Source organism: Catenulispora acidiphila DSM 44928 (assembly GCF_000024025.1).
Taxonomy (GTDB): Bacteria; Actinomycetota; Actinomycetes; order Streptomycetales; family Catenulisporaceae; genus Catenulispora; species Catenulispora acidiphila.
In genome coordinates this window covers 2,008,887-2,033,280 of record NC_013131.1, presented here as the reverse complement: position 1 = coordinate 2,033,280, position 24,394 = coordinate 2,008,887, and the positions used below count along the sequence as shown (strand labels likewise).

Sequence of the window (24,394 nt, the reverse complement as noted above, 5' to 3'; positions counted from 1 at the left end):
CGGCGGTTCGCCGGAGCTAGTCCGCGAACTCGACCGCGTACGAGGCGGAGTCCGGCGCCTGCAACCGCAGCACCCGCTCCGCCTCGGCGCCCAGCGCCTTGGCGTCAGCCTTCCCCAGCTTGTGGAACGGCTCCAGCGTCAGCGTCGCAAGCTTCTTCTTCGCCTCGAGCGACCAGATCCCCGCGACGTATCCGCCGACCAGGAACGACGGCAGGATCTGCAGGTTCTTGCCGTTGTAGACGCGCTCCCAGTACTCCCGGGAGATGATGCGCTGCCGGTGCTTGGCATTGTGCGCGAGCAGGATGCTGTCGAAGCGCGGCAGCAAACGCGGCGGCGCCTTCGTCTCCGCGTCGGTGATCTCGCCGTCGGGGAGGTCGTACAGGGTGCGTCCGGCTTCGTCCGCGTAGGTCACCAGGTCGCTGAAGCCGCCGAGAACAGCGCGCGCCACGGAGACCTTCAGCCCGAGCCACAACGCCACGTCGTCCGCCGCCGCCGGACCGAACGCGCCGAGATGCCGGCGGACCAGCGCGGCGATCGCGGCGCCGGTGTCGGCGGCGCGTTCGGGCGAGTACAGGAACGTCTTCGGACCGGTCGCCGGGGACCAGCGGCCGTCTGCCGGGAAGCGGATCAGGGCGTTGCTGCGGTAGATCGGGCGCCAGTTGCGCGACTGGTGGTACTCCAGGTTCGCCGCCGACATACGGCCCGGGTGCTTCTCGATCCACTGCTCCGCGAACTCCGCGAACTCGGCGGCGGCGCGCGGCTTGTCGGCGGCGAACTCCAGGACCTCGGCGCGCAAGGCATGCATGCCCGGATCCTTGGCCTCGTCCCGGGCGGTGAGCACGTCGGCGTTGGTGGCTTCGGAGACGGCCGCGTACAAGGGGTGCTCGGCGCGGCTGACGGCGTGCACCGTGCCACGGATCGAGGAGCCGACGACCAATTCGCGCCGCTCGAAGGCGTCGTAGACCGCTGCGAGCGTGGCACCGTCGTGGCGGGTGAACAGCGAGATCGCGACGGCCGGCCAGTACTGCGCCTGGATCGCGCCGATCGCCTCGACGGTCTCGGCGAGGGAACCGCTGCGCGGGGTCAGCAGGTGCTGGCGCGCCAAGAGCGTGCGGTTCAGCGTGTCCCGGGTGAGTGTCGTCGGCGCCATGCCGTCGATTATCCGGCGCCGGCTGTCCGAGGACGGCGTCAGCTGTCCGTCGGCGGGTTGAGGAAGTCCCACTGGTTCTTGTCCCACACGTCCTGCATCCCCTTGTCGACTATCGTCTGGGCCCACACGCGCAGCCCTTCGGGCTTCGTCAGCACGTAGACGAAGGTGTGGTCGACGCCCTTGCGGAGCGTGTAGTAGTTGTCGACCAGGTCGGCGATGACGTTGATGTGGTTGGGCTGGTACGGCTTGCCCCAGGAGTCGTCGACGAACAGGTCCGGCTCCTGCCCCTTCTTCTGCAGGTTCAGGATGTCCTGCGCCATGCCGACGATCGGGCTGTTCGGGGTGTACACGATCGGCGCGACCTCCTGGTCGCCGCCGCCGGCGAAGCCGGACAGGAAGCCGGCGGTGATGAACCGGCTGGCCGGGGTCTGCCCGGACATGAAGTAGATCGAGGGGTCCATGCCCCAGACGATGATCGGCTCCGAGCGGCCGGGACCGGCGATCTTCTGCACCTCCTGGGCGACCTCCCAGTCGTGCTCCATGTCGGTGCGCGGCCAGGTGAAGGCCAGGGTGAGGAACAGCGTCGCGGTGGTCGCCGTGATGCCGAGCATGGTCCAGCGCAGCCGCGAGCCGTTGCGGTGCAGGGCGCCGGTGGCCAGGATCACCAGCGGCGGCAGCATCTGCAGGAAGTAGTGGCCGAAGAAGTGGAACCCGCTGGAGACGCCGATCGCCGAGCCCGCCAGCCACAGCCACAAATCCGCGTCGGCCTTGAAGATGCCGTTGCGGATCGTCAAGTACGTGATCGCCAGGAACGCCGCGGCCGAGGCGCCGATGAAGATCCCGAAGTTGGCCCAGAACCGCGCCATGATCGTGGAGAACGAGCCCAGCGAGGTCAGGTAGCCGCTGTTGCCGGTGAACACCCAGAAGAAGAAGTCCCCGAAGCCGACCCACAGCGCCACGCCCACGATCGGCAGGACGAACGCCGGGATGATCACGGCCAGGCCCTTCCAGCGCTGGTCCTTCCAGGCGCGCCAGGCGACCGGGAGCATCGTGACGCCGGCGGTCTGCTTGGTCAGGGTGGCCAGCGCCACCGCCACCCCCGAGCCGCCCAGCAGCGGCAGGGCACGGCGTGGATGGCGGCGGGCGCTGTCGGCGAACAGGAAGGCCGCGCAGGTCCACGGCAGCATGAAGACCTCGAACGAGGCCGCCTGGGAGTCCTCCGGCGCCAGACCAGCCGAGCCCAGCAGGTAGAGCAGCCCGGCCCAGACGCCGTGCTGCCCGAAGCGGCGCTTGGCGATCTGGGTGATCAGGATCGCGGTGACGACGTGCACGCAGATCGCCAGCGCTCGGATCACGACCAGCGTGGACAGCCCGTGGTCGCCGAAGAGCTTGAACACCCAGGCGTAGACGTACGGCAGCAGGGGCGGCTTGCGGTCGACGATGATCTGGTAGAACTGCCCGTTCTCGGTGTTCAGCGCTCGGGCCTGGGTGGCCAGGAAGCCCTCGTCGGGGTTCCAGAAGGTGCGGCTGAAGCCGGGCAGGTGGGTGACCGTGGCGACGGCGAAGAACAGAAGGACGACACGCGTCCAGGAGGCCTGCGGGGTGTTCCAGAGCCGCTGGAAGCGGACCGAACACCACAGTCTTCGAAGCCCGGAGGGCTCCGGGTCTGGGGGTCCGTGCAGGCCCGGCCCGGATTGAGTGGGTGCGTCGGTTGCGACCATCGTCGTATTACGCCTCGCCGCCCATGGAACGACAGGTTACCTCCCCCTCATCCGGGCCCGGGGAGGTAACCCCCTAAGAACAGCCCGCTGCTATCGCGTCGTGACTTTCGGTGCGGATCCGTTGGGAAGGGCGGCGCCATTGGCCGCTCCGTTCGCCGCTCCGTTGCCGGAACCGGAGCCCGCGCCGTTCGCCGCCGCGTTCGCCGCCGCCGCGCTGCCCAGACCTGCGACCAGACCGACGACCTCGTGCGCGATCCGCTGCCCGGTCAGGCCGATCTGCTCCAGCACCTCGCCGCGGCTGGCGTGGTCCAGGAACTCCGCCGGGATGCCGAAGTCGCGCAGCGGGGTGTGCACCCCGGCGTCGCGCAGCGCCTGGGCGACCATGCAGCCCACGCCGCCGACCCGGACGTTGTCCTCGACCGTGACCACCAGGCGGTGCTCGGCGGCCAACATCACCGCGACCGGGTCGACCGGCTTGACCCAGCGCGGGTCCACCACGGTGGCGCCGATGCCCTGGTCCGCCAGCCGCTCGGCGACGTCCAGGCAGACCTGCGCCATCGCCCCGACGCTGACGATCAGCACGTCCGGGCTCAGCTCGGTGCCCGCGGTGGTGCGCAGCACGTCCATCGAGCCGGCCTTGGCGACCGCGGGGATGTCCTGGCAGACCGTGCCCTTGGAGAAGCGGATCATGGTCGGGGCGTCGTCGACGTCCAGCGCCTCGCGCAGCTGGGCCCGCAGCTGGGCGCCGTCGCGCGGGGCGGCGATGCGCAGCCGGGGCACGACCTGGAAGATCGACATGTCCCACATGCCGTTGTGGCTGGCGCCGTCGTTGCCGGTGACGCCGGCCCGGTCGGCGATGAAGGTCACGCCGGCGTTGTGCAGCGCGGTGTCCATCAGGACCTGGTCGAAGGCGCGGTTCAGGAAGGTCGCGTAGATCGCCACCACCGGGTGCAGCCCGGCGAAGGCCATGCCGGCCGCGGAGGTGACCGCGTGCTGCTCGGCGATGCCGACGTCGAAGATCCGGTCCGGGTGGCGCTCGGCGAACTTGGCGAGCCCGACGGGGTGCAGCATGGCCGCGGTGATCCCCACCACGTCCTCGCGCTCGGCGCCGACCCGCACCATCTCGTCGGCGAACACCGAGGTCCAGGACTCACCCGCGGGGACCAGCGGCCGGCCGGTCTCCGGGTCGCTGTCCACGGCGACCTGGTGCAGCTGGTCGTTGACGTTATTGCGCGCGGCCGGGTAGCCCTCGCCCTTGCGGGTGATCGCGTGCACGATCACCGGGCCGTGGTAGTGCCGGGCCCGCCGCAGCGCGGCCTCCATGCCGGCGATGTCGTGGCCGTCCACCGGGCCGACGTACTTCATGCCCAGGTCCTCGAACATCCCCTGCGGGGCGACGATGTCCTTCAGGCCCTTCTTGACGCCGTGCAGCGCCTCGTACAGCGGGGTCCCGATGACCGGCGTGCGGCCGAGCATGCCGCGTCCCCACTCCAGGAACCGCTCGTAGCCCTGGGTGGTCCGCAGGGTCGCGAGGTGGTCGGCGAGCCCGCCGATGGTCGGGGAGTAGGAGCGCTCGTTGTCGTTGACGACGATGATCACCGGCCGGTCCTTGGCCGCGGCGATGTTGTTCAGCGCCTCCCAGGCCATGCCGCCGGTCAGCGCGCCGTCCCCGATCACCGCCACCACCTGGCGGTCGGTGACGCCGCGCACCTGGTGCGCCTTGGCGATGCCGTCGGCGTAGGCCAGCGCGGTGGAGGCGTGGGAGTTCTCGATCACGTCGTGCCCGGACTCCGCGCGCGCCGGGTACCCGGACAGCCCGCCGGAGTGCCGCAGCGCGGAGAAGTCCTGCCGCCCGGTGAGGAGTTTGTGCACGTAGGCCTGGTGGCCTACGTCCCACAGGATGGTGTCCTTGGGCGAGTCGAAGACCCGGTGCAGCGCGATGGTGAGCTCCACCACACCCAGGTTCGGGCCGATGTGCCCGCTCGTCTTCGCCACGGTCGGGATCAGGTAAGCACGGATCTCCGTCGCGAGCTCGGCGAGCTGCTCGGAGCTGAGCTCGTCCAGATCGCGCGGACCCTGGATCGCCTCCAGCAGTGCCACCCGATCCTCCTTCAGTTGAGACAACGCTCCTGGCTTCCAGTTATACGGCAGAGAGTCTAAGCCTGGTCTGAGCGCCGCCCTGGCGCTTCGGTCCGCCCTGTACATGATCTTCACATGCTCCCCGCAGCGTGTTCCCACGCCGGTACCGCTGCCTCGAGGTGCGAGGCGAACATGAATTCGGCGCCGCCCCGGGTATGGCGGGGCGGCGCCGAAGCGCGGTGGGGTCATCGCCGATGTGGCGCGATCGTCACCGGAAAGGGTTAGTCACAGGAACGCGATACGCGGCTGGTCCGCACCGAGGATCTGCGCGGGGTCGGCGCCGAGCACCTTGTCCAGCAGCGTGGCGTAGACGCTGCGGAAGTCAGTGCCGAACTTCAGGTCGCCGTCGTCCAGGTCGGTCAGCGAGGGCTGCTCGCCGTAGAAGCCGCCGTTCACCGGCTCGCCGAGCAGCAGGACCGGGCCCGCGGTGCCGTGGTCGGTGCCCTCGTTGGCGTTGGCGTGCACGCGGCGGCCGAACTCGGTGTACAGCATGGTGACCACGTTCTTGCCGTGGGGTCCGGAGGCGATGGCGTTCTGGAAGTCCACGACCGCCTTGTCGACCTCGCCCCACAGGTCCGACTGCGTGCCCTTCTCGGCGCTGTGCGTGTCGAAGCCGCCGAGGCTGACGCTGTAGACCCGGGTCGGGACGGAGGCGTTGATGCATTCGGCGACGATGTCCAGCTGTTGAGCCAGTGCTGAGCCTTTGCCGGCCTTGGCGGGCTTGGCCGCCGCCTTGGCGGCGCTCTTGCTGTTCGCTGTTGTGCTCCCCGCAGTGCTTCCCGCCGAGTTCGCCGCCGACGCGAGCGCCGGGGTGAAGGTCTTGGCGACGGTGAACAGGTCGGCGACGTCGCGGGCGGCGTAGGCGGTGACCGCGGAGTCCTGCGCCGACTGCTTCCCCAAGCCCTGGAACCCGGTGTCCAGCGGTCCGGCCTTGGGCAGGTGGAACTGCCCGATCGGCAGCGAGCTGCCGGCGGTCTTGGTCCCGCCGAGCAGCGGCGGGAGCGTGCCGCCGACGGAGATCGCCTTCAGGGCCCTGATCTGGTCGTCGGGCTGGGCGTCCAGCCAGCGGCCGAGCCAGCCGGAGTTGGCGGGCTCCCCCGGCGTGGCGGTCTGCCAGATGTCCATCGAGACGAAGTGGCTGTGGTTGGGCTGCGGGTAGCCGACACCGCGCACCACCGCGCACAGCTTGCGCTGCCACATCTGGTGCAGGCCGGTCATCGCCGGGTTGAAGCCGAGGCCGTCGCCGAGGTCGAGGACCTGGCTCGCACTGTAGGCGAGGTCGGGGCGGGAGGCGGCGTAGGCCTTGTCGGCGTACGGGATCACGGTGTTGAGGCCGTCGTTGCCGCCGTAGAGCGTCACCAGCACCAGCACGCCCTGACCGGCGGCCAGCGGCGCGTGCTGCGCTGCCGCGCCGAGCTGCGCGCCGGAGGTCTGCGGGCCGCTCGGGGTCAGCGCGGGGGCGCCGACGGGGTGGCCGTGCGAGGAGGAGCAGGCGGCCGCGAACGCGCCGGTGGACATGACACCGGACAACTCCAGGAAGCGGCGGCGGGTCACTGTGTCCATGATCGAGTCCTTAGATTCCGTCCGTCGGGCGGTCAGTTCGCGAGGTACTCCGGCGCCAGGAGCGCCAGGGTGACCAGCTGCTTGGGGTCGGCGACGACCTCGTTGAGGGCGGCGGTGCTGCGGTCGCTGAAGGCGTCGACGCCGAGCAGGTGCGCCACGGCGGCGATCCGCTGCCCGGGGCTGCTGTTCTCGACCTGCGACAGGTCGCCCTTGGCGACCGCCCATTCGGCGAAGGCGAAGCGGGTCTGCGCGGCGGCGGTGGTCAGCCACGCCGTGCCCTCGGGCCAGCCGCCGACGTTCGGCGGGTAGAAGGGCGTCTGGCCCAGGCCGTTGAGCGCGGTGCGCAGAGCCTGGCTGTCCTTGGTGTCCTTGGCGGCGGCGTCGATTTTGATTCGCAGAGCCCTGAGAACGCCGACGATGTACTCGGTGGGCTGCTTCACCAAGGCGTTGCGGGCCTGCGGTCCGCGGAAGACCGGATCGAGAAACAGGGCTCTGAGAAGCGCGGTGACGTTCCGGTTCGGGCCGTACGCGGCGAGCAGGCGTCCGGAGACGTCCGCCGGGATCGGGCCGGGCATGCCGAAGCGGTCCCAGAACCGGCCGGTGACGAACTTCGGCGAGCCGGGCTGCTGCAGGATCCAGTCGACGAATGAGGTGTCGTCGAAGTCGGCGGTCTTGCCCAGGATCGTCTTGGGCGTGCCGTCGTGGAGCCGGGGCACCAGGCTCGCTTTGCCGTCGGCGTCCAGGCGCCAGCCGGTGAGGGCGCGGGCTCCGGCGCGGACGTCGTCCTCGGTGTAGTTGCCGACGCCGAGCGTGAAGAGCTCCATCAGCTCCCGCGCCAGGTTCTCATTCGGCGCCTTGAGCGTGTTGCCCGCGCTGTCCAGCCACAGCATCATCGCCGGATCGCGGACCATCGCGTGCGCCAGAACGCCGAAGTCGCCGCCGCCGAGCGTCCGCAGGGTCTGGTTCTGCTGCACCATGAACCCGGGGCTCTTCACCTTCTGGATGGAGGTGGCGAAGTGCCCGTGCAGGAAGAACGTGCGCTTCTCCGCCAACGGCTGCGTGACCGCGGTCATCCGCGCCAGCCACCACTCCACCATCTGGTAGTCGGACTGCGCGTCGATCTTCTTGGCCGCCTTGTCTGCCTTGTCCGCCTTGGCCGCCGGGAAGTTCGGCGCCGGCGTGGCGGCGACACCGGGATCGGCACCCGCCGGCGCCAGCAGCGCGGACACGGTCGCCTCGTACCCGGCCTGCACGGCGGCGTCGATCTCCGCCCCGCTCGCGCCGAACCCGGCCCGTCGCAAAAGATGCGCGATGGCGGATCTGTTCTGGTCGATGCTCACGTACTCAGAATCGGGGAACGGGGTTAAACCGAGGGTAAGAAGACGGCATGTCCTCGGACCAAGACTCGGAAGACGACCCAGACGAGCCCTTCATCCCCCTGGGCTCAGAGGAACTCCCCGCCGAACCCCCAGCCGACGACACCCGCGGCGCCCACACCGCCATAGCCCGCTCCCTCTACCCGAACATCCCCCGCGTCCTCCGCAAGGAAGCCCGCTCCTTCTTCGACGGCGCCATGTACGCCTACACCGAAGGCGACCTCCCGGGCGCCCGCCTGAGTTTCCTGGCCGTCGCCGCCATCGGCGACCCCGACACCGCCCCCGCAGCCCTGGTCTTCCTCGGCGTCATCGCCTTCCGCCGCCGCGACGCCATAGAAGCCCGCATGTGGTTCACCCGCGCGGCTTCCGGACCCGACGACCACTGGGCCTTGGTCGCGGCGCAGGAGCTGCGGCGGTTGGGCTAGAACGGCGAGCAGCCCTCGACCCGTCAGGGTCGAGGGCTGCTCTGTCAGAACTCTGCTATCAGAATCAGAACTCTGTCATTACTACTGCACTACTTCAGCAGGTTCCGCAGCACGTACTGCATGATCCCGCCGTTGCGGTAGTAGTCGGCCTCGCCGGGGGTGTCGATGCGCACAACGGCGTCGAACTCCACGTCGCCGGCCTTCACCTTCACGGTGCGCGGCGTGGTCCCGTTGTTCAGCTCCTCCAGACCGGTGATCTCAAAGGTCTCCTCCCCGGTCAGTCCCAGGGAGGCGGCGCTCTGGCCGGCCGGGAACTGGAGGGGGACGACGCCCATGCCGATCAGGTTGGAGCGGTGGATGCGCTCGTAGCTCTCGGCGACGACGGCCTTGACGCCGAGCAGGGCCGTGCCTTTGGCGGCCCAGTCGCGGGAGGAGCCCGAGCCGTACTCCTTGCCCGCGAGGACCACCAGCGGGATGCCCGCGGCCTGGTAGGCCTCGGAGGCTTCGTAGATGGTGGTCTGCTCGCCGGTGAGGAGGTTCTTCGTGAAGCCGCCTTCGACGTTGTCCAGGAGCTGGTTGCGGAGGCGGATGTTGGCGAAGGTGCCCCGGATCATGACCTCGTGGTTGCCGCGGCGGGAGCCGTAGCTGTTGAAGTCGCGGGCGTGGACGCCGTGCTCGGCGAGGTACTGGCCGGCCGGGCTGTTGGCCTTGATGGAGCCGGCCGGGCTGATGTGGTCGGTGGTCACCGAGTCGCCGAGCTTGGCCAGGACGCGGGCGCCGTGGATGTCGGCGACCGGCGAGGGCTCGGCGGCCATGCCCTCGAAGTAAGGAGGCTTGCGGACGTAGGTGGAGTCCGCGTCCCACTCGAAGACGTTGCCGGTCGGGGTGGGCAGGGAGCGCCAGCGCTCGTCGCCGTGGAAGACGTCCGCGTAGTCCTTGGCGAACATCTCGGCGGTGATCGCCTGCTCGATGACCGACTGGATCTCCTGGGTGGAGGGCCAGATGTCCTGGAGGAAGACCGGCTTCTCGTCCGCGTCGAAGCCCAGCGGCTCGTTCTCGAAGTCGAAGTCCATGGTGCCGGCGATGGCGTAGGCGACGACCAGCGGCGGGGACGCGAGGTAGTTCATCTTCACGTCGGGGTTGATGCGGCCCTCGAAGTTGCGGTTGCCGGACAGCACCGACACCACCGCCAGGTCCGCCTCGTTGACCGCCTTGCTGACCGGCTCCGGCAGCGGGCCGGAGTTGCCGATGCAGGTGACGCAGCCGTAGCCGACGAGGTTGAAGCCGAGCTTGTCCAGGTACGGCGTCAGGCCCGCGCGCTCGTAGTAGTCCGAGACGACCTTCGAGCCGGGCGCCAGGGTGGTCTTGACCCACGGCTTGGCGTGCAGGCCCTTCTCCACCGCGTTCTTGGCCAGCAGCGCCGCGCCGATCATCACCTGCGGGTTCGAGGTGTTGGTGCAGGAGGTGATCGAGGCGATCACGACCGCGCCGTTGTCGATGGCGAACTGCGTGCCGTCCTCCATGGTGACCGGGGTCGGCTTGGTGCCCTGCGCGGCGTAGGTCGGCAGGACCTCGGCGAACTTGTCCTTGGCCTGGGCCAGCACCACGCGGTCCTGCGGGCGCTTCGGGCCGGCGATCGAGGGGACCACGGTCGCCAGGTCCAGCTCCAGGTACTCGGAGTAGGACGGCTCGCGGTCCGCGTCGTGCCACAGGCCCTGGGCCTTGGCGTACGCCTCGACCAGCGCCAGCTGCTCGGCCGGGCGGCCGGTGAGCTTCAGGTAGCTGATGGTCTCGTCGTCGATCGGGAAGATCGCGCAGGTCGAGCCGAACTCCGGCGACATGTTGCCGATGGTCGCGCGGTTGGCCAGCGGGACGGCCGCCACGCCGGCGCCGTAGAACTCCACGAACTTGCCGACCACGCCGTGCTCGCGCAGCATCTCGGTGATGGTGAGCACCAGGTCGGTGGCGGTGGCGCCGGCGGGCAGCTCGCCGTGCAGCTTGAAGCCGACCACGCGCGGGATCAGCATGCTGACCGGCTGGCCGAGCATCGCGGCCTCGGCCTCGATGCCGCCCACGCCCCAGCCCAGCACGCCCAGGCCGTTGACCATGGTGGTGTGCGAGTCGGTGCCGACCAGGGTGTCGGGGTAAGCCTGGCCGTTACGGTCGAAGACCACGCGCGCCAAGTGCTCGATGTTCACCTGGTGCACGATGCCGGTGCCGGGCGGCACCACCTTGAACTCGTCGAAGGCGGTCTGCCCCCAGCGCAGGAACTGGTAGCGCTCGCGGTTGCGGCCGTACTCGATCTCGACGTTGCGCTCGAAGGCGTCCGGGCGGCCGAAGACGTCGGCGATCACCGAGTGGTCGATGACCAGCTCGGCCGGCGCCAGCGGGTTGATCTTCGCCGGGTCGCCGCCGAGCTCGGCCACCGCCTCGCGCATAGTGGCCAGGTCCACCACGCAGGGCACGCCGGTGAAGTCCTGCATGATCACGCGCGCCGGCGTGAACTGGATCTCGGTGTCCGGCTCGGCGTTCGGATCCCACTGCCCGAGGGCCTGGATCTGAGAAGCGGTGACGTTGGCGCCGTCCTCGGTGCGCAGGAGGTTCTCCAGCAGCACCTTCAGGCTGAAGGGGAGGCGCTCGGAGCCCTCGACGGCCCCGATGCGGAAGATCTCGTACGACTGCGCGCCCACCGCGAGGGTGTCGCGGGCGCCGAAGCTGTTCTTGGAGGTCATTGCCATGGCCCAGCTCTCGCTTGCGGAAAGTATCTCGACATCAAGAGACTCTAACGGGTGCCGCCGCGCCGCACCAACCCGGGGTGGCGGGCGGGCTACCGTACCGGCCGGTACCCGGGTTGTGAGCACGCTCACCCGGGTGGCCGCTGGCCCGATCGCCCGCTCCCGGTGACAATCGTGCCAATGGATGAGATGAGCAGCACCTCCACACCTGCCTCGAAGGTTCTCCGCACCACGTTCCCGACCGCCGTCCCGGCGACCGGCTTCGTGCGCGCCACGCGCGAGCTGCTCGCGCCCCACGGCTTCCACGCGGCGAACACGCTCCCGCTGATCGCGACCTGCCGCGACGAGTTGGCGGTGACCATCACGGCCCGGCTGCAGGACGCCTGGGGCGCCGGGTTCAACATGGCCGGGCTGGCCGGGATGATCGTCCTGGGCCGCACCGGCGTGCTGGCCGCCTCGGGCCACGCCCCGGTCGAGGACGGCGTCCGCCGCTTCGTCCTGGTCGCCCTGCCGCACATCGGCATCGACGCCCAGGGCGTGATCGGCAACGTCGACCGCCCCGGCGTCCCCGGCGTCTCGCACACCTGCGGCGCGCTGATGGCGCTGCACGACGAGCTGCGCGGCGACAACGCCCCGACCGGCGACTACCCCTTCCTGGACGTGGCCGACCCGGAGCAGGGCATGCTCCGGGACCGCATCCCGCCGTTCCTGCCGGACGGTCCGCTGCCGGACCTGGCCGGGCTCACCCGGATCGCCCGCGACGTGATCACCGCGGACACGGAGAAGGTGATCACCGTGCTGCGCGAGGGGCAGCCGCAGCCGGCGCAGGTGGCGGTGTTCACCGGGATCCACATCAACGGTCCCGGCGGGACCGAGTACGTCGAGCCCGGCAGGTGCTACCTGGACCTGGCGCCCGACCAGCCGGAGATCGAGCTGTCCTTCGACTGACCCGTCCGGCTGAAGCTGACCTGACCGGCTGACCGCCTGGTCGGTCGGGTCGGCCAGGTCGGCCGACTGAAGCGGATCGGCCGAACGCGGCAACCGGGAGCGGGCCGCCCACCGGACACCGGAGTGACCCCGGCGGGCAGCCCGCGGCGGCAGCCGGGGGTCCGTGGCCGCCGCCTCGTCTCTACTACTACCGCACCGCATAGGCCGAGGTCACGGCCAGATGCGGCTTCCTCGTGCAACCCCCCGCGCACCCGTGCGCATCAGGTGACTGTCCGGACACCTAATTCCAGAGGGGGAAGCCTATGGCGAAGCCTGACCGCGACGCCGAATTCACCGAGTACGTCGGCGCGCGCCAAGCCTGGCTGCGGCGGGTCGCCTACCTGCTGTGCGGCGACTGGCACCGGGCCGACGACCTGGTGCAGAGCGCGATCACCAAGCTCTACGCCTCCTGGCACCGGGCCCGGCGCGCCGACAATCTCGACGGCTACGCGCGCCGCACGCTGGTCAACACCTACCTGGCCGAACAGCGGTCCGGCTGGGCGAAGTGGACGGTCCTGCACCGGTTCGGCGGCGAGAGCGCCTCCGACCCGGACCCGGACCGCGCGGCCGCCCTCGCCGGCGACCTGGACCTGGGGCTGGATCTGAAGACGGCGCTGTCCCGGCTCCCGCCCCGCCAGCGCGCCACCGTGGTGCTGCGCTTCTACTGCGACCTGTCGGTCGAGCAGACGGCCCAGGTGATGGGCTGCTCGGCCGGCAACGTGAAGAGCCAGTCCGCACGCGGCTTGGCGACCCTGCGGAACCTCCTCGATCCGAGTCTGATCCCCAGCATGGAGGCAACCCGATGACCCACGACCTGAAGACATCCCTGGAGGACCTGGCAGAGGCCGAATACGCCGACGCGCCCCTGAGCACGATCGACATCGGCCGGGCCCGCGCCGACGGCCGCCGCCGGATGCGCACCGCGCGCCTGGCGCCGGTCGGCGGCGGCGTGGCGGTGGTCGCGGCGTGCGCGCTGGTGGTGAACGGGCTCGGCGGCGCGTCGCCGGCGAAGTCGGGCGGCACGCCGCAGCAGACCGGCACGGCGGCGGGCCACAGCTTCACCGGGACCGACCCGCTGCCGATGATCGCGAAGTTCGGCTGGCTGCCCGCGGGCTTCCAGACCGCGAACCGCTCGGCCGGGCCCGACTACGGCGACAGCCTCGCCGCGGTCACCAAGCCGCTCCCGGCCTCCGGCGGCGCGCCTGCGGGAGCGGACGTTATAGCGCTGATGAAGTCCGCCACGGAACCGACACCGCTCGCGACCGAGACCAAGGCGCCGGCGAGTGTCACCGGGAGCCCGAAGGCCTTCTTCATCACCACTCCCGGCGACAGCTCCACGATTCCGCCGGAGGTGAGACTGGCGTGGCAGACGGCGTCCGGATCCTGGTTCGTCGTCAATGGCGACTACCGGGTGCGCGGGGACGAGCTGAAGGCACAGCTGCTGAAAGTCGCGGACTCCACGACCGCCGAGGACTCCGAGGCGCCTCTGCCGATCCACGTCGAGGGCCTGCCGGCGGGCGTCACCCTCGGCGAGGCCATGCTGAACGACCCGGCGACCGTCGGCGAGGGCGGTTTCACCATGGGCTTGTCCTACCACTCCGGGAACGCCGGCCCCGGGAGCGGCCACTACTTCAGCATCTCGGTCACGCCGACCGGCCAGCAGGATCCGAACCAGGGCTCGGGGTCCGACCCGAACGCCGCGGCCAAGTCCGGGCTCAAGGGGGCTCCGGCGGTCCGGACCCCCAATACCTGCAAGGACTCCGAAGGGCTGCACATCTGTGTGCAGGACGACCCGGCACAGTCCGGCCCGGACCCCCTGGCGTCCGTCGGCGGAGCGCAGGGACTGCTCGACCGGATCACCTCGCTCGGCACAGACCGCGCCAACTGGACGACTCACGTCGTGAACTGAGACGCGGCAGGCGAATCACAGTCGCCTATTGAGATTCACCCTTTGAGAAGAACCATGTAGCAAACGTGTAACAGGCGACCCCGCCCCGGCTCTATGCGACAGCGCCGGGGCGGGGCGCGTGCCAGTCCCGCCACACCGCGACCAACCGGATCGCCGCGGTGATCGCCGCGGACCCCGCCGCCGCGAGGTAGCCCTGCACCACGAAACCGTGCCGCTCCAACAAGGCGAACAGCAGTCCGCCGACGAACGCCGGGACCGCGTACAGCTCCCGCTGGAGCACCATCGGGACCTCGTTCACCAGGACGTCGCGCACCACGCCGCCGCCGGTCGCGGTGACCGTGCCGAGCAGCGCGGCCTGGAAGACCGGCAGATGGTAATCCAATGCTTTGAGAGTTCCGGAGACCGCGAACAGTCCGAGGGTCAGCGCATCGGCGACCACTGCCACGCGGTCATAGCGGACGCCCCTGGCGCGCACTTCCTCGATGGCCGATTTCAGTTTCGAATCACTCATTCGGCGGCTGGTCACCAAGAGCACCGCGGCGGTCGCGCCGAGCGCCACCGCGAAATAGCGCCAGTCCGCGATCGCGGCCACCGGGGTGGCTCCGATCAGGGCGTCGCGGATCATCCCTCCTCCGAGTGATGAGGCGACCGCGATGACCAGGATGCCGACCAGATCAAGGCCCTTGCGCAGACCCGCGAAAGCCCCCGCGACCGCTGCCGCGAAGACGCCCAGGAGATCGAGAAGAACCGGAAGATGAGGATTGGCGACCATGATGTCTGGGAATGTACCCGGTTCAAGGCGGGAGGGTGGTCCTGCGGGGGGATCACAGAACTGACATCCCACAACTGGACGGCGTACGACAAATGACCGACAACCCTTGCTGTCCGGGCGACCTCATCCGTTTCCCGTACCCGATCGGCGTGTCGATGCAGTACGGTCTAGCTGGCAGCACTCGTCGAAGGGAGGTCCGCTCGTGACTGAGCTCCGCGTCATGGCCGTCACCAGCGACGGTCAGCGACTTGTGCTGCGCTCTAACGACGGCCAGGAATTCCATCTGACCATCGACGAGCGTCTGCGGGCCGCCGTGCGCGGCGATCGGGCCCGGCTGGGCCAGATCGAGATAGAGGCTGAGGGACAGCTCCGCCCGCGGGACATCCAGGCCCGTATTCGCGCGGGCGCGACCGCGCAGGAGGTCGCCGACGCCTGCGGCATCTCCGTGGAGCGTATCCGCCGGTTCGAGGGACCGATCCTCGCCGAGCGCGCCTTCATGGCGGAGAAGGCTCAGAACACCCAGGTTCGCCGCCAGGGCGAGAACCACGGGCAAAAGCTCGGGGAGATCGTCGCCGAGCGGCTGGCCAAGCGCGGCGCCGAGGACCCCGCCGCGGTGCGCTGGGACTCCTGGCGCCGCGACGACGGCACGTGGACCGTGCAGGCCGTGTACAAGATCTCCGGCGAGACGTACGAGGCGCTGTGGGGCTTCGACCCGCCGCGCCGGCTGGTGACGCCCGAGGACGACGAGGCGCGCCTGCTGTCCTCCGACGCCGCCGCGATCGCCGCCGCCGAGCCGATGTTCCCCTTCGTCGCCGCCTCCGTGCTCTCCGGCGGGACCGTGGTGCCGGGCCCGGCGCCGAGCAGCAACGGCTCCTCGGCCGGCGGCTCGCTGGTGCACCTGGAGGCCCGCCGCCGTCCGGCGGAGACCTCCTCGAACGGCTCCGGCGGCGCGCTGGAGCGGGAGCGCGAACGGGATCGCGAGCGCGAGCGCACGGCCGCCGAGCGGACCGCCTCGGTCGAGCGCCACCCGTCCTCGATGCCGGCGTCCGCCGCCGCTTCGGGCGCCGCGGCCGTCAACGGCACCGCGGGCCGGCAGGGCGTCCCCGGCCCGTCCGCCAGCCCCGAAGAGGACTTCGACTTCCTCGACGCCGCCGCCGACGCCCGCGCCGCAGCGCCGGTCGCCGCGGTCGCCGGACAGTCGGCCGGATCGGCCTTCGACGACGCGATCTTCGGTCCGCGCACCACCACCCCGCACCGCGAGCGGATGGTCGGGACCACCGACCGCCAGGCCGAGGCCGACGGCGTGCGGCCGGGGCGGCGGGCCACGGTGCCCTCGTGGGACGAGATCGTCTTCGGCTCGCGCCGCGGCAAGCAGAAGGGCCGCGACTGACGCGCCCCCGATCGTGCGGGTGGCCTGGACCCGGTGTCTCGAGCACACACGGTGTCTCGAGCACTGGGACCAGGCCACTTTTCGCGCTTTGGCAATGGCCGCCGCGCGCGCCGGTGTGATCGACTTCCCATCATGGAAGTGACGCGCGAAGACGGTCTGTTCATCAGCGACGACCCGGCGCTGGTCGACGCCGCCAAGGTGTACCGATGGATCGCCGAGGAGTCCTGGTGGGGTGCGGGGCGCCCGCGCGAGGCCGTCGAGCGCTCGCTGGCGGGCTCGCACGTCTACGGGGTCTACGCCGACCGGGAGACGATGATCGGGCTCACGCGGGTGATCACCGACTACGCGACCTTCGCATATTTCTGCGACGTGTACGTCGACGAGGCGTACCGCGGCAAGGGAGTCGGGCCATGGCTGTCGCAGGAGATCGTCGCGGACCTGAAGGCGATCGGGATCAACCGTTTCCTGCTGGCCACCAAGGACAAGCACTCGACGTATGCCAAGGCCGGCTTCTATCCGGTGGCGCGGCCGCAGTCGTGGATGGAGATCGACGAGCGGGCGACGAAGCCGGGACCGGTGACGGCACAGGGCTGAGCGGCTCCTCGGGCCCGGGTTCGGCCCGGGCCCTGCTGCGCTTGGCACGGGTCAGAACCAGGTCACGCAGTAGGGCGGGATCGCGGTCTTGAACATGCGGTCCGCGAGCGCCAGGGCTCCGGGCCGCTCCTCGGTGACCTCGCCGACCCGGGACAGCGCGGTGGCCGCGTGGTTGCCGAGGTAGAGCGCGCCGAGGGTCTGGACCGGCAGGGTCAGGTCGGGGGTCTGCGTGGTGCGCCGCACTGACGCGCCGGCCGGACCGCCTTCGAGGGCGTACACGCCTTCGGCGTAGCCCGCCGGGTCCGTGACGGCCAGGACCAGGCGGCCCTCGCCTTCGTAGGTGCGTGCCTGAAGCGCCGCCACGGTGTCGAGGACGCGGACCCAGAGCACGTCGTAGCGCTGCTTCTGGCGGGCCCGGCGGGGGTCGGCCATGAGGTGCCGCCAGGTGTCGTCGACCGGGCACTTGTCGACGGTGAAGGTGGCGAGCCAGTCCTGCTCCCACAGGAACTGGAGCAGCCGGACGCGGGCCACGTAGTCCTCGGCGATCATGTAGGCCTCGGCGGTGTCGTCCGGGACGAGGCCCTCCCAGGTACCTTCTTCGGGTTTGTAGTACGCGGCGCCGCGCGCGGTCCCCGCGTCGTCCCGGTAGAGCGCGTACAGCCATTCCTTGTCGGTGGGCTTGCCGTCGCGGGTCTCCAGGCCGGTCTCGCGCCTCCACCACATGGCGCTGCGCTCGATGGCGCCGGGCGTCGTGGCGCGGAGACGGCCGTAGACGGCCTCGGCTTCCGGGATCCACTCCTCGGCCGGGGCGAGCTCCACGGTGCCCGGGAGCGGCCGCACCGGGGCGCAGCGGTCGGTCTGGAAGGTGTAGCAGGCTTCGTCGGTGGCGTGGCCGTAGCCGAAGCGGCCGTAGATCGGCCATTCGGCCGGGATCAGGATCGACAGCGGCTCGCCGGCGTCCGCCGACTGCCGGAAGGCGGTGGCCGCCATCGCGGTCAGGATGCCGCGCCGGCGGTGGGTCGGCGCGACGGTGACCGCGGTGACCGCGCCCACGGGGACCGCGGCGCCGCCGGGGACGGCCAGGGTGTTGCGATAGTTGCCGAACGTGCCGACCACGCGGCCGCCGTCATGGGCGCCGATGGCGCGGCCCGCGGCGACGTCGGCGGCGAACAGCCCGCGCTGGAAGGGACCGTGACCCCGGCCGCCGGGGCGGTTCATGCCCACTTCGACGGCGTCGCAGAAATCGTCGAAACCGGCGTCGCCGACGGCCGTGATCTCGAGGGGCATTGGGCCAGGCTATGCAGAGCGCGGCCCGGCTGCCACCGGAATATCGGCTCAGGCGAGCAGGCCGCTCCCGAAGTGGTCGGAGGCGTCCTTCACACCCGGCAGCACGAAGAAGTAGCCGCCGCCGACCGGCGAGATGTAGTCGACCAGCGGCTCGTCGATCAGCTTGGTCTGCACGAACTCGAACTGCCGCTGGATGTCCTGCTGGTAGGCGACGAACGCCAAGCCCATGTCGAGGTCGCCGACGTCGTCGAACCCGCGGTCGTAGTTGTAGCCGCGCCGCAGAAGCCGGTTCCGGTCGGTCTCCGGCGTCCGCGGGTTGGCCAGCCGGATGTGCGCGTCCAGCGGGATGTTCGCGCCCTTGGGGTCCTTGGCGTACTGCGGCACATCGGTCTGCGCACCGCCGTCCAGCGGCGCACCGGTGTCCCGCCGCCGCCCGATCATCTTCTCCTGCTCCAGCAACGAGACCCGGTCCCAGAACTCGACCAGCATCCGAATCCGCCGCACCACCTGGTAGCTCCCCCCGGCCGTCCACGCCGGCTCGGGACCACCGGGCTGCACCCACACGAGGTAGTCGAACTCGTGCTCGGTCGCCGGATTCGCGATGCCGTCATGGAAACCGAGCAGGTTGCGCTGTGCACCGGCGGGACGCGGATCGTTGGCCCACCCGTCGATCTTGTACTTCAACTGCATGCCGGCGCGCGTGTGCTTGGCGATATCCCGGATCGCGTGCACGACGGTGTCCCGACTGTCGGCGCAGATCTGCAACGACAGATCGCCGTGGCACTCGGCGGGATTCAAGTTGTCGTTCGGGAACGTCTTCATCGGCGTAAGGCGCGCGGGCTTCTTCGCAGCCAAACCGAAGCGGGCATCGAAGAGCGAAGCCCCGACACCGACGGTGAAGGTCAACCCGTCAGCGGGCACGACCGGCCCGAGCATCCCACTGTCCGACGGCGGCGCACCGACCCCGAGATCCGGCGGAGTGCCACCCGAGGCAAGGAACCGAGCCCGCTCGGTGAGGGTCTGGAACAGAGCGGCAAGCTCACCCTTGTCAGCCGCGACGACATCGAACACGGCGACGGTCATGTGCTTCTGCGCCGGAGTCGTGACCCCCTGCTGATGCGCACCGTGGAACGGAAGCACCCGCCCCGAGCCGCCACTGGAACCCCCGGCAGCGGTGGGAGTGGAATCGGCGGCGGCCTTGTCCATGGCAAAGCCGGTCGCACCGACGACCGCGGCACCCGCCACCCCGACGGCAGCACCCTTGAGCATCGCGCGGCGAGCGAAGGCGGTGTGGTCGAAGGGGCAGGTCGCGGGGGCGGCCGCGGCAGGCGCGGCGAAACTGGCGGCGGCAGCGGACTCGGCGCCGGCCTGCGCGTCGGCGGCGGGCGCTGCCGGAGTGCTGCCGGCTGCGGGCTCGGTGCCAGCTGCACCGGCGGAACTGGCGGCAGCAGCCTGCGACGCGGCGGCGGGTTCGGCGCTAGCCGGAGCCGCGGCCGAAGGTGTCGCTGAAGTGCTGCCGGCTGCGGCGGCGTTCTCGCTCGCGGCGGTCGTCGGCTTGCTCGCGGCGGCGTTCTCGTCCGCCGGGATCGGGGCTTCGGGCGTCTGGTTCTGCTCGGTCATCTCAGGGCACGGCTTTCGTCTGCGGGATCGGCGGGGGGTGGCGGGTGGTCAGACTCCGCTCACGTCGCCTTCCGGATCTCGAGGAGGTCTGGGACCACTGCGAGTTGCTCGAGGAGTTCGCCGAGGGTGCCGTTCAGTTTCTGGCGGGCTGTGGGGTCGAGCTGGGCGGCGGGGGTCCAGGTGCCGTCGGGGTGCTTCGCGGTGGTGAGGGTGGTGGCGAAGCGGTTGAGCCAGGTGTCGATCTGCTGGAGGCCCTGGGGGTCGCGGGCTTGGATCAGCGGCCTGATCACGGAGAGGACCTCGCGGGTGCCGGCGAGGTTCGCGTCGGCGGTGGCCAGGGTGGTGCCGGAGCCGTAGTCGGCGTCGCCGGTGAGCTGGAACTGCAGGGCGTTCTCGAGGATCTCGTGGGCGCGCAGGGGGAGGTCGGCGGGGTCGAAGTCCTGCTTGGGCCAGTCGCCGACGAGGCCGTGGACGTCGGTGTCGAGCTGGTCGGCGATCGGGGTCAGGGACGCCGCCGCCTCGCCGTGCCAGAGGCCGTACTCCAGGCGGTGGAAGCCGGTGAAGTCCTTGTCCTGGACCTTGTCGGGAAGGCTGTCGGCGCGGCCGTCGATCTTCGCGTCCCAGTCGCCGAAGGTGCCGTACGCGGCGCCGAGGCGGTTGTACGCCAGGTGCGCGGTCAGCCAGTCCTGCTTGGCCTTGGCCAGATCGCCGGAGTCCACGTCCTGCTTCAGCGTGTCGGTGTAGCCGGCCAGCTCGTTCAGGTGGTCGGTGACGTACGCGCGGTACTGGTCCAGCGGCGCGTCGAGGTCCTTCTCGGTGATCGGCACGACCGCGGTGGTGGAGCTGCCCGAGCCGCTCGCGCGCTTGGCCTCGGAGGTGACCGCGTTCTTGCCGTTCGGCACGCAGCGCCAGGCGTACGTCCCGCCGCCGATCGTCGCGGTCATGGGCCGCGTGGTGCCCGGCGCCAGACCCTCGATCTCGCCGTAGACGGCGCTGGTCGAGGGGTCCAGCAGGTAGACCTCGGCGGCGACGTCGCCGGTGTTCTTCATCTGGAACGTGTGCTCGCCGGTGGTCAGGCCGTCGAAGCCCTTGCCGCACGAGGCCGCCGAGACCTCGATGGTCTGCGCGCCCTTCGCGCTCGAGCCGGGCCCGACCGCGACGATCACCGCGACGGCCGCCACCGCCGGGACCGCGATGGTCGCCGTACCCAGCGCCCAGCGCGGAGTCGGCTTCCGGGCCGGGACCGGAGCCGGAGCCGGAGACGGAGCCGGCGCGGGTGCCGGTGCGGCCGCCACAGGAGTCGCCGCAGGAGCCGGACGCACCGCCACAACAGCCGGCCGCAGGTAGAAGAACATCACCGGCGCCAGATAAGCCACGTACCCGACCACCGCCAGCCACGTCATCTTCGGCGTCAGGTTCAGCGTCCCGGCGACCAGCTGCGCGTACCAGGCGTTCGGGTCCAGATGCGCGCTCAGGTCCCACGCATACGACGTGAACCCGCCGACCGCCCCGCTCTCCTGCAGGTCGGTCAACCCATACGCGAGCACCCCGGCCGCGATGACCACCAGCACGAAACCGGTGACCTTGAAGAACTTCGCAAGGTTCAGCTTCAGAGCCCGGTGATACAGACCCCAGCACAGCAGCGCCGCGACGGCGATACCGGTGACCGCCCCGACCGCCGGACCGCTCTTGTCGTGCGCGGTCTGCGCCGTGGTCCACAGGAACAGCGCGGTCTCCAGGCCCTCGCGCGCCACCGCAGCGAACGCCGTGAAGACCAGCATCCCGGCGCTGGCGCCCAACGCGGCGGCCAGCTTCGCCTTCAGGTCCCCCGACATCGAGGCGCTGGCCCGCCGCATCCAGAACACCATCGTGGTGACGAAAGCGACCGCCAGCATCGCCATCACCCCGCCGAACACGTCCTGCGCCTTGGGCGGCAGGTGCGCGGAGGTGAACGTGAGCACCGCGGCGAAGGACAGGCTCAGCGCGGCGGCGGCGGCGACGCCCAGCCACACCGACCCGGCCCGGTCCTTGCGCCCGGCCTTGGCCAGGGAGGCGAGCAGGATGGAAACGACGAGCCCGGCTTCCAACCCTTCGCGGAGTCCGATCAGGAAACTCGGGAAAGCATCCGACAGCACCGCGTCCCGCCCCTTCGTGTCGTGGACAAACTTAGGTTCGCCTTAACAAAGTAAGGCGTGCCTAAGTTTGCAGGACGGCACGGGGACGGTCAACGTGGCGGCGGTAAGCGAACCGGTGACGTCCGTCTCAACGCGCGACCCGGAAACCCGACAAAAGCGTCTCAGCCCTCGCCGGTCGCCACCGCCCGCGAGGGATCCGAGGCCCACCCGCTCCATGAGCCCTCGTACAACGCCACGCCCTCGGGGTCGATCCCGGCCACAGCCATGGCCAGGATCTCGTGCGTCGCCGTGACCCCCGAGCCGCAGTAGACGGCGACCGCGCCGGCGTGCCCCGCCTCGACCCCCAGCCCGGCGAACCGCTCGGCCAGCGCCTCGGACGGCAGGAAGCGCCCGTCCGCGCCCAGGTTCTCGGTCGTCGGCGCCGACACCGCACCCGGCACGTGCCCCGCGGCCGGGTCGATCGGCTCGGTCTCGCCCCGATAACGCGCGCCGGCGCGGGCGTCGAGCAGCGTCCCGTCCGCGGCGACCGCGGCGGCGCCGTCGTGGTCCAGCACCGTGAACACGCCGTCCCCCGACGCCTCGAAGTCGCCCTCGGCGGCCTCCGCTTCCGGCTCGCCCTCCTCCACGGTGCGGCCCGCCGCGCGCCACGCCGCGAAGCCGCCGTCGAGCACCCGCACCTCGGCGTGCCCGTGGTGGCGCAGCAGCCACCAGGCGCGGGCCGCCTGCGTGCCGTCGCCGTCGTCGTACACGACGACCGGCAGGTCGGCGCGCACCCCGGCGTGGCGCATCGCGGCGGCGAAGCGCTCGCGATCCGGCAGCGGATGCCGTCCCCGGGCGCCGACCGGCGAGTCTGGGTGCTCCGCCAAGTCCTGATCGAGGCTGACGTAGCGCGCGCCCGGAATGTGCCCCTTCAGATACACCCCGTGCCCGTATTCGCTGGGCTCGCCGAGCTTCCAGCGGATGTCGAGCAGGATCGGGGCGGTGCCGCACGCGAGGTCGGCGGCGAGCTGGTCGACGCTGGTCAGCGGGGAGTCCGAGCTCGAGGGGGCGGTTCCGGGTTGGCGCATGGGCGCCATCCTGGCACTGATCGGGACGCGGATCTACAAACCCGGCCCGCCCTCGGGAGCGAACACCAACAGCGGGATTTCCTGCTCGGCCGCGGACAGCGAGCCGTGCATGCCCAGCAGCCGCGACTCCAGCTTCTCCCGGCGCGTCGCGACCACGGCCCAGTCCTCCAGCAGCGCCGCGACCACGTCGCCGATGCGCGGCGCGAGCCGGTCGTCCACGCTCTCCGGCGGGCCGAACCAGCCCTCGTAGATCGCCTCCTGGCGGGAGCGGACCACCGCCACGTCCTCCAGCGCCTCGCGCCAGATCTGCAGCACGTCGCGCGCCGCGCCGGGTTTGGCGTACACATGCCGGGCCCGGCCCTCGCCGCCGAGCAGCCGGACGCCGACCTGCAGCTCGTAGTCCTCGTCCACGTCGACCCGGCGCTCGGCGGGGACGTCGACCATGCCGTGGTCGGCGGTGACGTAGAGCGCGGTACCGGCCGGGAGCCGGTCGACGAGCTCGCGCACCGTGGCGTCCACGACCGCCAGCTGCTGCCGCCAGCTCTCGGAGTCCACGCCGTTGAGGTGGCCGGCCGCGTCGAGGTCGGCGTAGTACAGGTAGACCAGCGCGCGGGCGTCGCGGTCGGCGGCGTCCTGCAAGGTCTGCAGCGCGCCGGCGACCCGGTTGGGCAGCGACTCGGCGCCGGTGAAGGCGCCGCCGCGCAGGACCGAGCGGGTCAGGCCGGACTCCTGGAAGCGGGCCGCGGTGACCTGGGTGACCTCGATGCCCTCGCGCTCGGCGCGTTCGAAGACGGTCTCGTGCGGCTGCCATTCGACCGGATCGACCGGGGCGTCCCATCGCAGCAGATTGATCATCCGCGAGGTCCCCGGGACCAGCACCCGGTAGCCGAGCATGCCGCTGGCGCCGGAGGGCAGACCGGTGCCCAGCGAGCCGATGCTGGCCGCTGTCGTGGAGGGGAAACCGGCGGTCAGCGCTCTGCTCGCGCGCAGCGCCTTGGCCAGATACGGCGCGACCTCGGCGTTGCGCTCGATGAGCCGGGCGCCCATACCGTCCACCAGGAAGACGCAGGCGCGGCGGGTCGGCGCCAGGCCGAACGGGTCCGGCGAGCCCTCGACGCCGAGCGCCGCCAGCACCGCGGGGAGCAGGTCGGACAGCGCGCCGCGACCGTAGGCGGGCAGCACGATGTCCGACCGGTCAGCGCCGGAAGCCGCGGGCACGCTCACGCGGCGCGCCGCTCGGGGCGCGCGTCAGCCTCGCCGCCACGGAAAACAGCGGGAACATCGCGACGCGGTCCGACTCCTGTCCGCGCGTCAGCTTCGCCGCCACGGAAGACCGAGGGAACCTCGCGGCGCGATCGGACTCCGATCCGCGCGTCAGCTTCGCCGCCACGGAAGACAGCAGGAACCTCGCGGCGCCATCGGACTCCGGTGCGCGCCCCAGCTTCGCCGCCAGAGACGACAGCGGGAACCTCGCGGCGCGATCGGACTCCGGTCCGCACGTCAGCTTCGCCGCCATGCAAGACA

The 24,394-nt window shown here is 70.9% G+C and carries 19 protein-coding genes; 6 read left to right on the top strand and 13 right to left on the bottom strand.

Annotated elements, in window-relative coordinates:
* Nucleotides 1-16 precede the first annotated feature (16 nt).
* From CACI_RS45290 to CACI_RS08915, 5 genes are all read right to left on the bottom strand, one after another.
* Complete coding sequence (locus CACI_RS45290; protein WP_012786007.1) at nt 17-1,150, bottom strand: winged helix DNA-binding domain-containing protein; 1,134 nt, start codon at nt 1,148-1,150, stop codon at nt 17-19.
* 38 nt (nt 1,151-1,188) lie between these two features.
* On the bottom strand, nt 1,189-2,871 hold the full coding sequence (locus CACI_RS08930; RefSeq protein ID WP_012786006.1) for an ArnT family glycosyltransferase: 1,683 nt from the start codon (nt 2,869-2,871) through the stop codon (nt 1,189-1,191).
* 90 nt (nt 2,872-2,961) lie between these two features.
* Complete coding sequence (gene dxs, locus CACI_RS08925) at nt 2,962-4,971, bottom strand: 1-deoxy-D-xylulose-5-phosphate synthase (RefSeq protein ID WP_012786005.1); 2,010 nt, start codon at nt 4,969-4,971, stop codon at nt 2,962-2,964.
* A gap of 264 nt (nt 4,972-5,235) precedes the next feature.
* On the bottom strand, nt 5,236-6,573 hold the full coding sequence (locus CACI_RS08920) for a DUF1501 domain-containing protein (protein ID WP_012786004.1): 1,338 nt from the start codon (nt 6,571-6,573) through the stop codon (nt 5,236-5,238).
* Nucleotides 6,574-6,605: 32 nt separating this feature from the next.
* Nucleotides 6,606-7,913: a DUF1800 domain-containing protein gene (locus tag CACI_RS08915; protein ID WP_012786003.1), complete on the bottom strand. Its 1,308-nt coding sequence runs from the start codon at nt 7,911-7,913 to the stop codon at nt 6,606-6,608.
* Between the two features lie 47 nt (nt 7,914-7,960).
* Between CACI_RS08915 and CACI_RS08910 the strand changes: the two genes are divergently transcribed.
* Nucleotides 7,961-8,374 (top strand): tetratricopeptide repeat protein, encoded by a 414-nt coding sequence (locus tag CACI_RS08910; protein WP_012786002.1) that lies wholly within the window; start codon nt 7,961-7,963, stop codon nt 8,372-8,374.
* A gap of 89 nt (nt 8,375-8,463) precedes the next feature.
* Here the strand turns inward: CACI_RS08910 and acnA are convergent, their stop codons facing one another.
* Entirely contained in the window at nt 8,464-11,106 is a 2,643-nt protein-coding gene (gene acnA / locus CACI_RS08905; protein ID WP_041540131.1) for an aconitate hydratase AcnA, read from the bottom strand.
* Nucleotides 11,107-11,289: 183 nt separating this feature from the next.
* On the opposite strand from acnA, the gene CACI_RS08900 reads away from it, so the two are divergent.
* The 3 genes from CACI_RS08900 to CACI_RS08890 all read left to right on the top strand — a co-directional run bounded on the left by CACI_RS08900 (nt 11,290) and on the right by CACI_RS08890 (nt 14,005).
* Entirely contained in the window at nt 11,290-12,057 is a 768-nt protein-coding gene (locus CACI_RS08900; RefSeq protein WP_012786000.1) for a hypothetical protein, read from the top strand.
* Nucleotides 12,058-12,359: 302 nt separating this feature from the next.
* Entirely contained in the window at nt 12,360-12,902 is a 543-nt protein-coding gene (locus tag CACI_RS08895; RefSeq protein ID WP_012785999.1) for a SigE family RNA polymerase sigma factor, read from the top strand.
* Nucleotides 12,899-14,005 carry a hypothetical protein gene (locus CACI_RS08890; protein WP_012785998.1) on the top strand — a complete coding sequence of 369 codons (1,107 nt, stop codon included), beginning with the start codon at nt 12,899-12,901 and terminating at the stop codon, nt 14,003-14,005. The genes CACI_RS08895 and CACI_RS08890 overlap by 4 nt, the downstream gene beginning before the upstream one ends.
* 91 nt (nt 14,006-14,096) lie before the next feature.
* Here the strand turns inward: CACI_RS08890 and CACI_RS08885 are convergent, their stop codons facing one another.
* Nucleotides 14,097-14,777: a trimeric intracellular cation channel family protein gene (locus tag CACI_RS08885; RefSeq protein ID WP_041540129.1), complete on the bottom strand. Its 681-nt coding sequence runs from the start codon at nt 14,775-14,777 to the stop codon at nt 14,097-14,099.
* Between the two features lie 202 nt (nt 14,778-14,979).
* On the opposite strand from CACI_RS08885, the gene sepH reads away from it, so the two are divergent.
* A complete protein-coding gene (gene sepH, locus CACI_RS08880; protein WP_012785996.1) occupies nt 14,980-16,167 on the top strand; it encodes a septation protein SepH in 1,188 nt (395 codons plus the stop codon).
* A 132-nt stretch (nt 16,168-16,299) separates the two neighbouring features.
* Nucleotides 16,300-16,761, top strand: a complete 462-nt coding sequence (locus tag CACI_RS08875; protein ID WP_012785995.1) for a GNAT family N-acetyltransferase — start codon at nt 16,300-16,302, stop codon at nt 16,759-16,761.
* Between the two features lie 51 nt (nt 16,762-16,812).
* Here the strand turns inward: CACI_RS08875 and CACI_RS08870 are convergent, their stop codons facing one another.
* From CACI_RS08870 to CACI_RS08845, 6 genes are all read right to left on the bottom strand, one after another.
* The gene (locus CACI_RS08870; RefSeq protein ID WP_012785994.1) at nt 16,813-18,048 is read right to left on the bottom strand and encodes a GNAT family N-acetyltransferase; all 1,236 of its coding nucleotides are present in this window, start codon (nt 18,046-18,048) and stop codon (nt 16,813-16,815) included.
* Nucleotides 18,049-18,096: 48 nt separating this feature from the next.
* Nucleotides 18,097-19,317 carry an iron uptake transporter deferrochelatase/peroxidase subunit gene (gene efeB / locus CACI_RS08865; RefSeq protein ID WP_041541396.1) on the bottom strand — a complete coding sequence of 407 codons (1,221 nt, stop codon included), beginning with the start codon at nt 19,315-19,317 and terminating at the stop codon, nt 18,097-18,099.
* 410 nt (nt 19,318-19,727) lie between these two features.
* Nucleotides 19,728-21,803, bottom strand: coding sequence for an iron uptake transporter permease EfeU (gene efeU / locus CACI_RS08860; protein WP_012785992.1), 2,076 nt, complete (start codon nt 21,801-21,803; stop codon nt 19,728-19,730).
* 161 nt (nt 21,804-21,964) lie between these two features.
* Nucleotides 21,965-22,870, bottom strand: coding sequence for a sulfurtransferase (locus CACI_RS08855; protein WP_012785991.1), 906 nt, complete (start codon nt 22,868-22,870; stop codon nt 21,965-21,967).
* A 33-nt stretch (nt 22,871-22,903) separates the two neighbouring features.
* Nucleotides 22,904-24,094 carry an alkaline phosphatase family protein gene (locus CACI_RS08850; RefSeq protein WP_012785990.1) on the bottom strand — a complete coding sequence of 397 codons (1,191 nt, stop codon included), beginning with the start codon at nt 24,092-24,094 and terminating at the stop codon, nt 22,904-22,906.
* The gene (locus tag CACI_RS08845; RefSeq protein ID WP_012785989.1) at nt 24,066-24,386 is read right to left on the bottom strand and encodes a hypothetical protein; all 321 of its coding nucleotides are present in this window, start codon (nt 24,384-24,386) and stop codon (nt 24,066-24,068) included. The genes CACI_RS08850 and CACI_RS08845 overlap by 29 nt, the downstream gene beginning before the upstream one ends.
* Between the last annotated feature and the right edge of the window lie 8 nt (nt 24,387-24,394).

Excerpts from the sequence above, each read along its gene's own strand:
- CACI_RS45290 (WP_012786007.1), bottom strand. The coding sequence starts at position 1,150 with ATGGCGCCGACGACACTCACCCGGGACACGCTGAACCGCACGCTCTTG.
- CACI_RS08930 (WP_012786006.1), bottom strand. The coding sequence starts at position 2,871 with ATGGTCGCAACCGACGCACCCACTCAATCCGGGCCGGGCCTGCACGGA.
- CACI_RS08920 (WP_012786004.1), bottom strand. The coding sequence starts at position 6,573 with ATGGACACAGTGACCCGCCGCCGCTTCCTGGAGTTGTCCGGTGTCATG.
- CACI_RS08910 (WP_012786002.1), top strand. The coding sequence starts at position 7,961 with ATGTCCTCGGACCAAGACTCGGAAGACGACCCAGACGAGCCCTTCATC.
- acnA (WP_041540131.1), bottom strand. The coding sequence starts at position 11,106 with ATGACCTCCAAGAACAGCTTCGGCGCCCGCGACACCCTCGCGGTGGGC.
- CACI_RS08900 (WP_012786000.1), top strand. The coding sequence starts at position 11,290 with ATGGATGAGATGAGCAGCACCTCCACACCTGCCTCGAAGGTTCTCCGC.
- CACI_RS08895 (WP_012785999.1), top strand. The coding sequence starts at position 12,360 with ATGGCGAAGCCTGACCGCGACGCCGAATTCACCGAGTACGTCGGCGCG.
- CACI_RS08890 (WP_012785998.1), top strand. The coding sequence starts at position 12,899 with ATGACCCACGACCTGAAGACATCCCTGGAGGACCTGGCAGAGGCCGAA.
- CACI_RS08885 (WP_041540129.1), bottom strand. The coding sequence starts at position 14,777 with ATGGTCGCCAATCCTCATCTTCCGGTTCTTCTCGATCTCCTGGGCGTC.
- CACI_RS08875 (WP_012785995.1), top strand. The coding sequence starts at position 16,300 with ATGGAAGTGACGCGCGAAGACGGTCTGTTCATCAGCGACGACCCGGCG.
- CACI_RS08870 (WP_012785994.1), bottom strand. The coding sequence starts at position 18,048 with ATGCCCCTCGAGATCACGGCCGTCGGCGACGCCGGTTTCGACGATTTC.
- efeB (WP_041541396.1), bottom strand. The coding sequence starts at position 19,317 with ATGCTCAAGGGTGCTGCCGTCGGGGTGGCGGGTGCCGCGGTCGTCGGT.
- CACI_RS08855 (WP_012785991.1), bottom strand. The coding sequence starts at position 22,870 with ATGCGCCAACCCGGAACCGCCCCCTCGAGCTCGGACTCCCCGCTGACC.
- CACI_RS08845 (WP_012785989.1), bottom strand. The coding sequence starts at position 24,386 with ATGGCGGCGAAGCTGACGTGCGGACCGGAGTCCGATCGCGCCGCGAGG.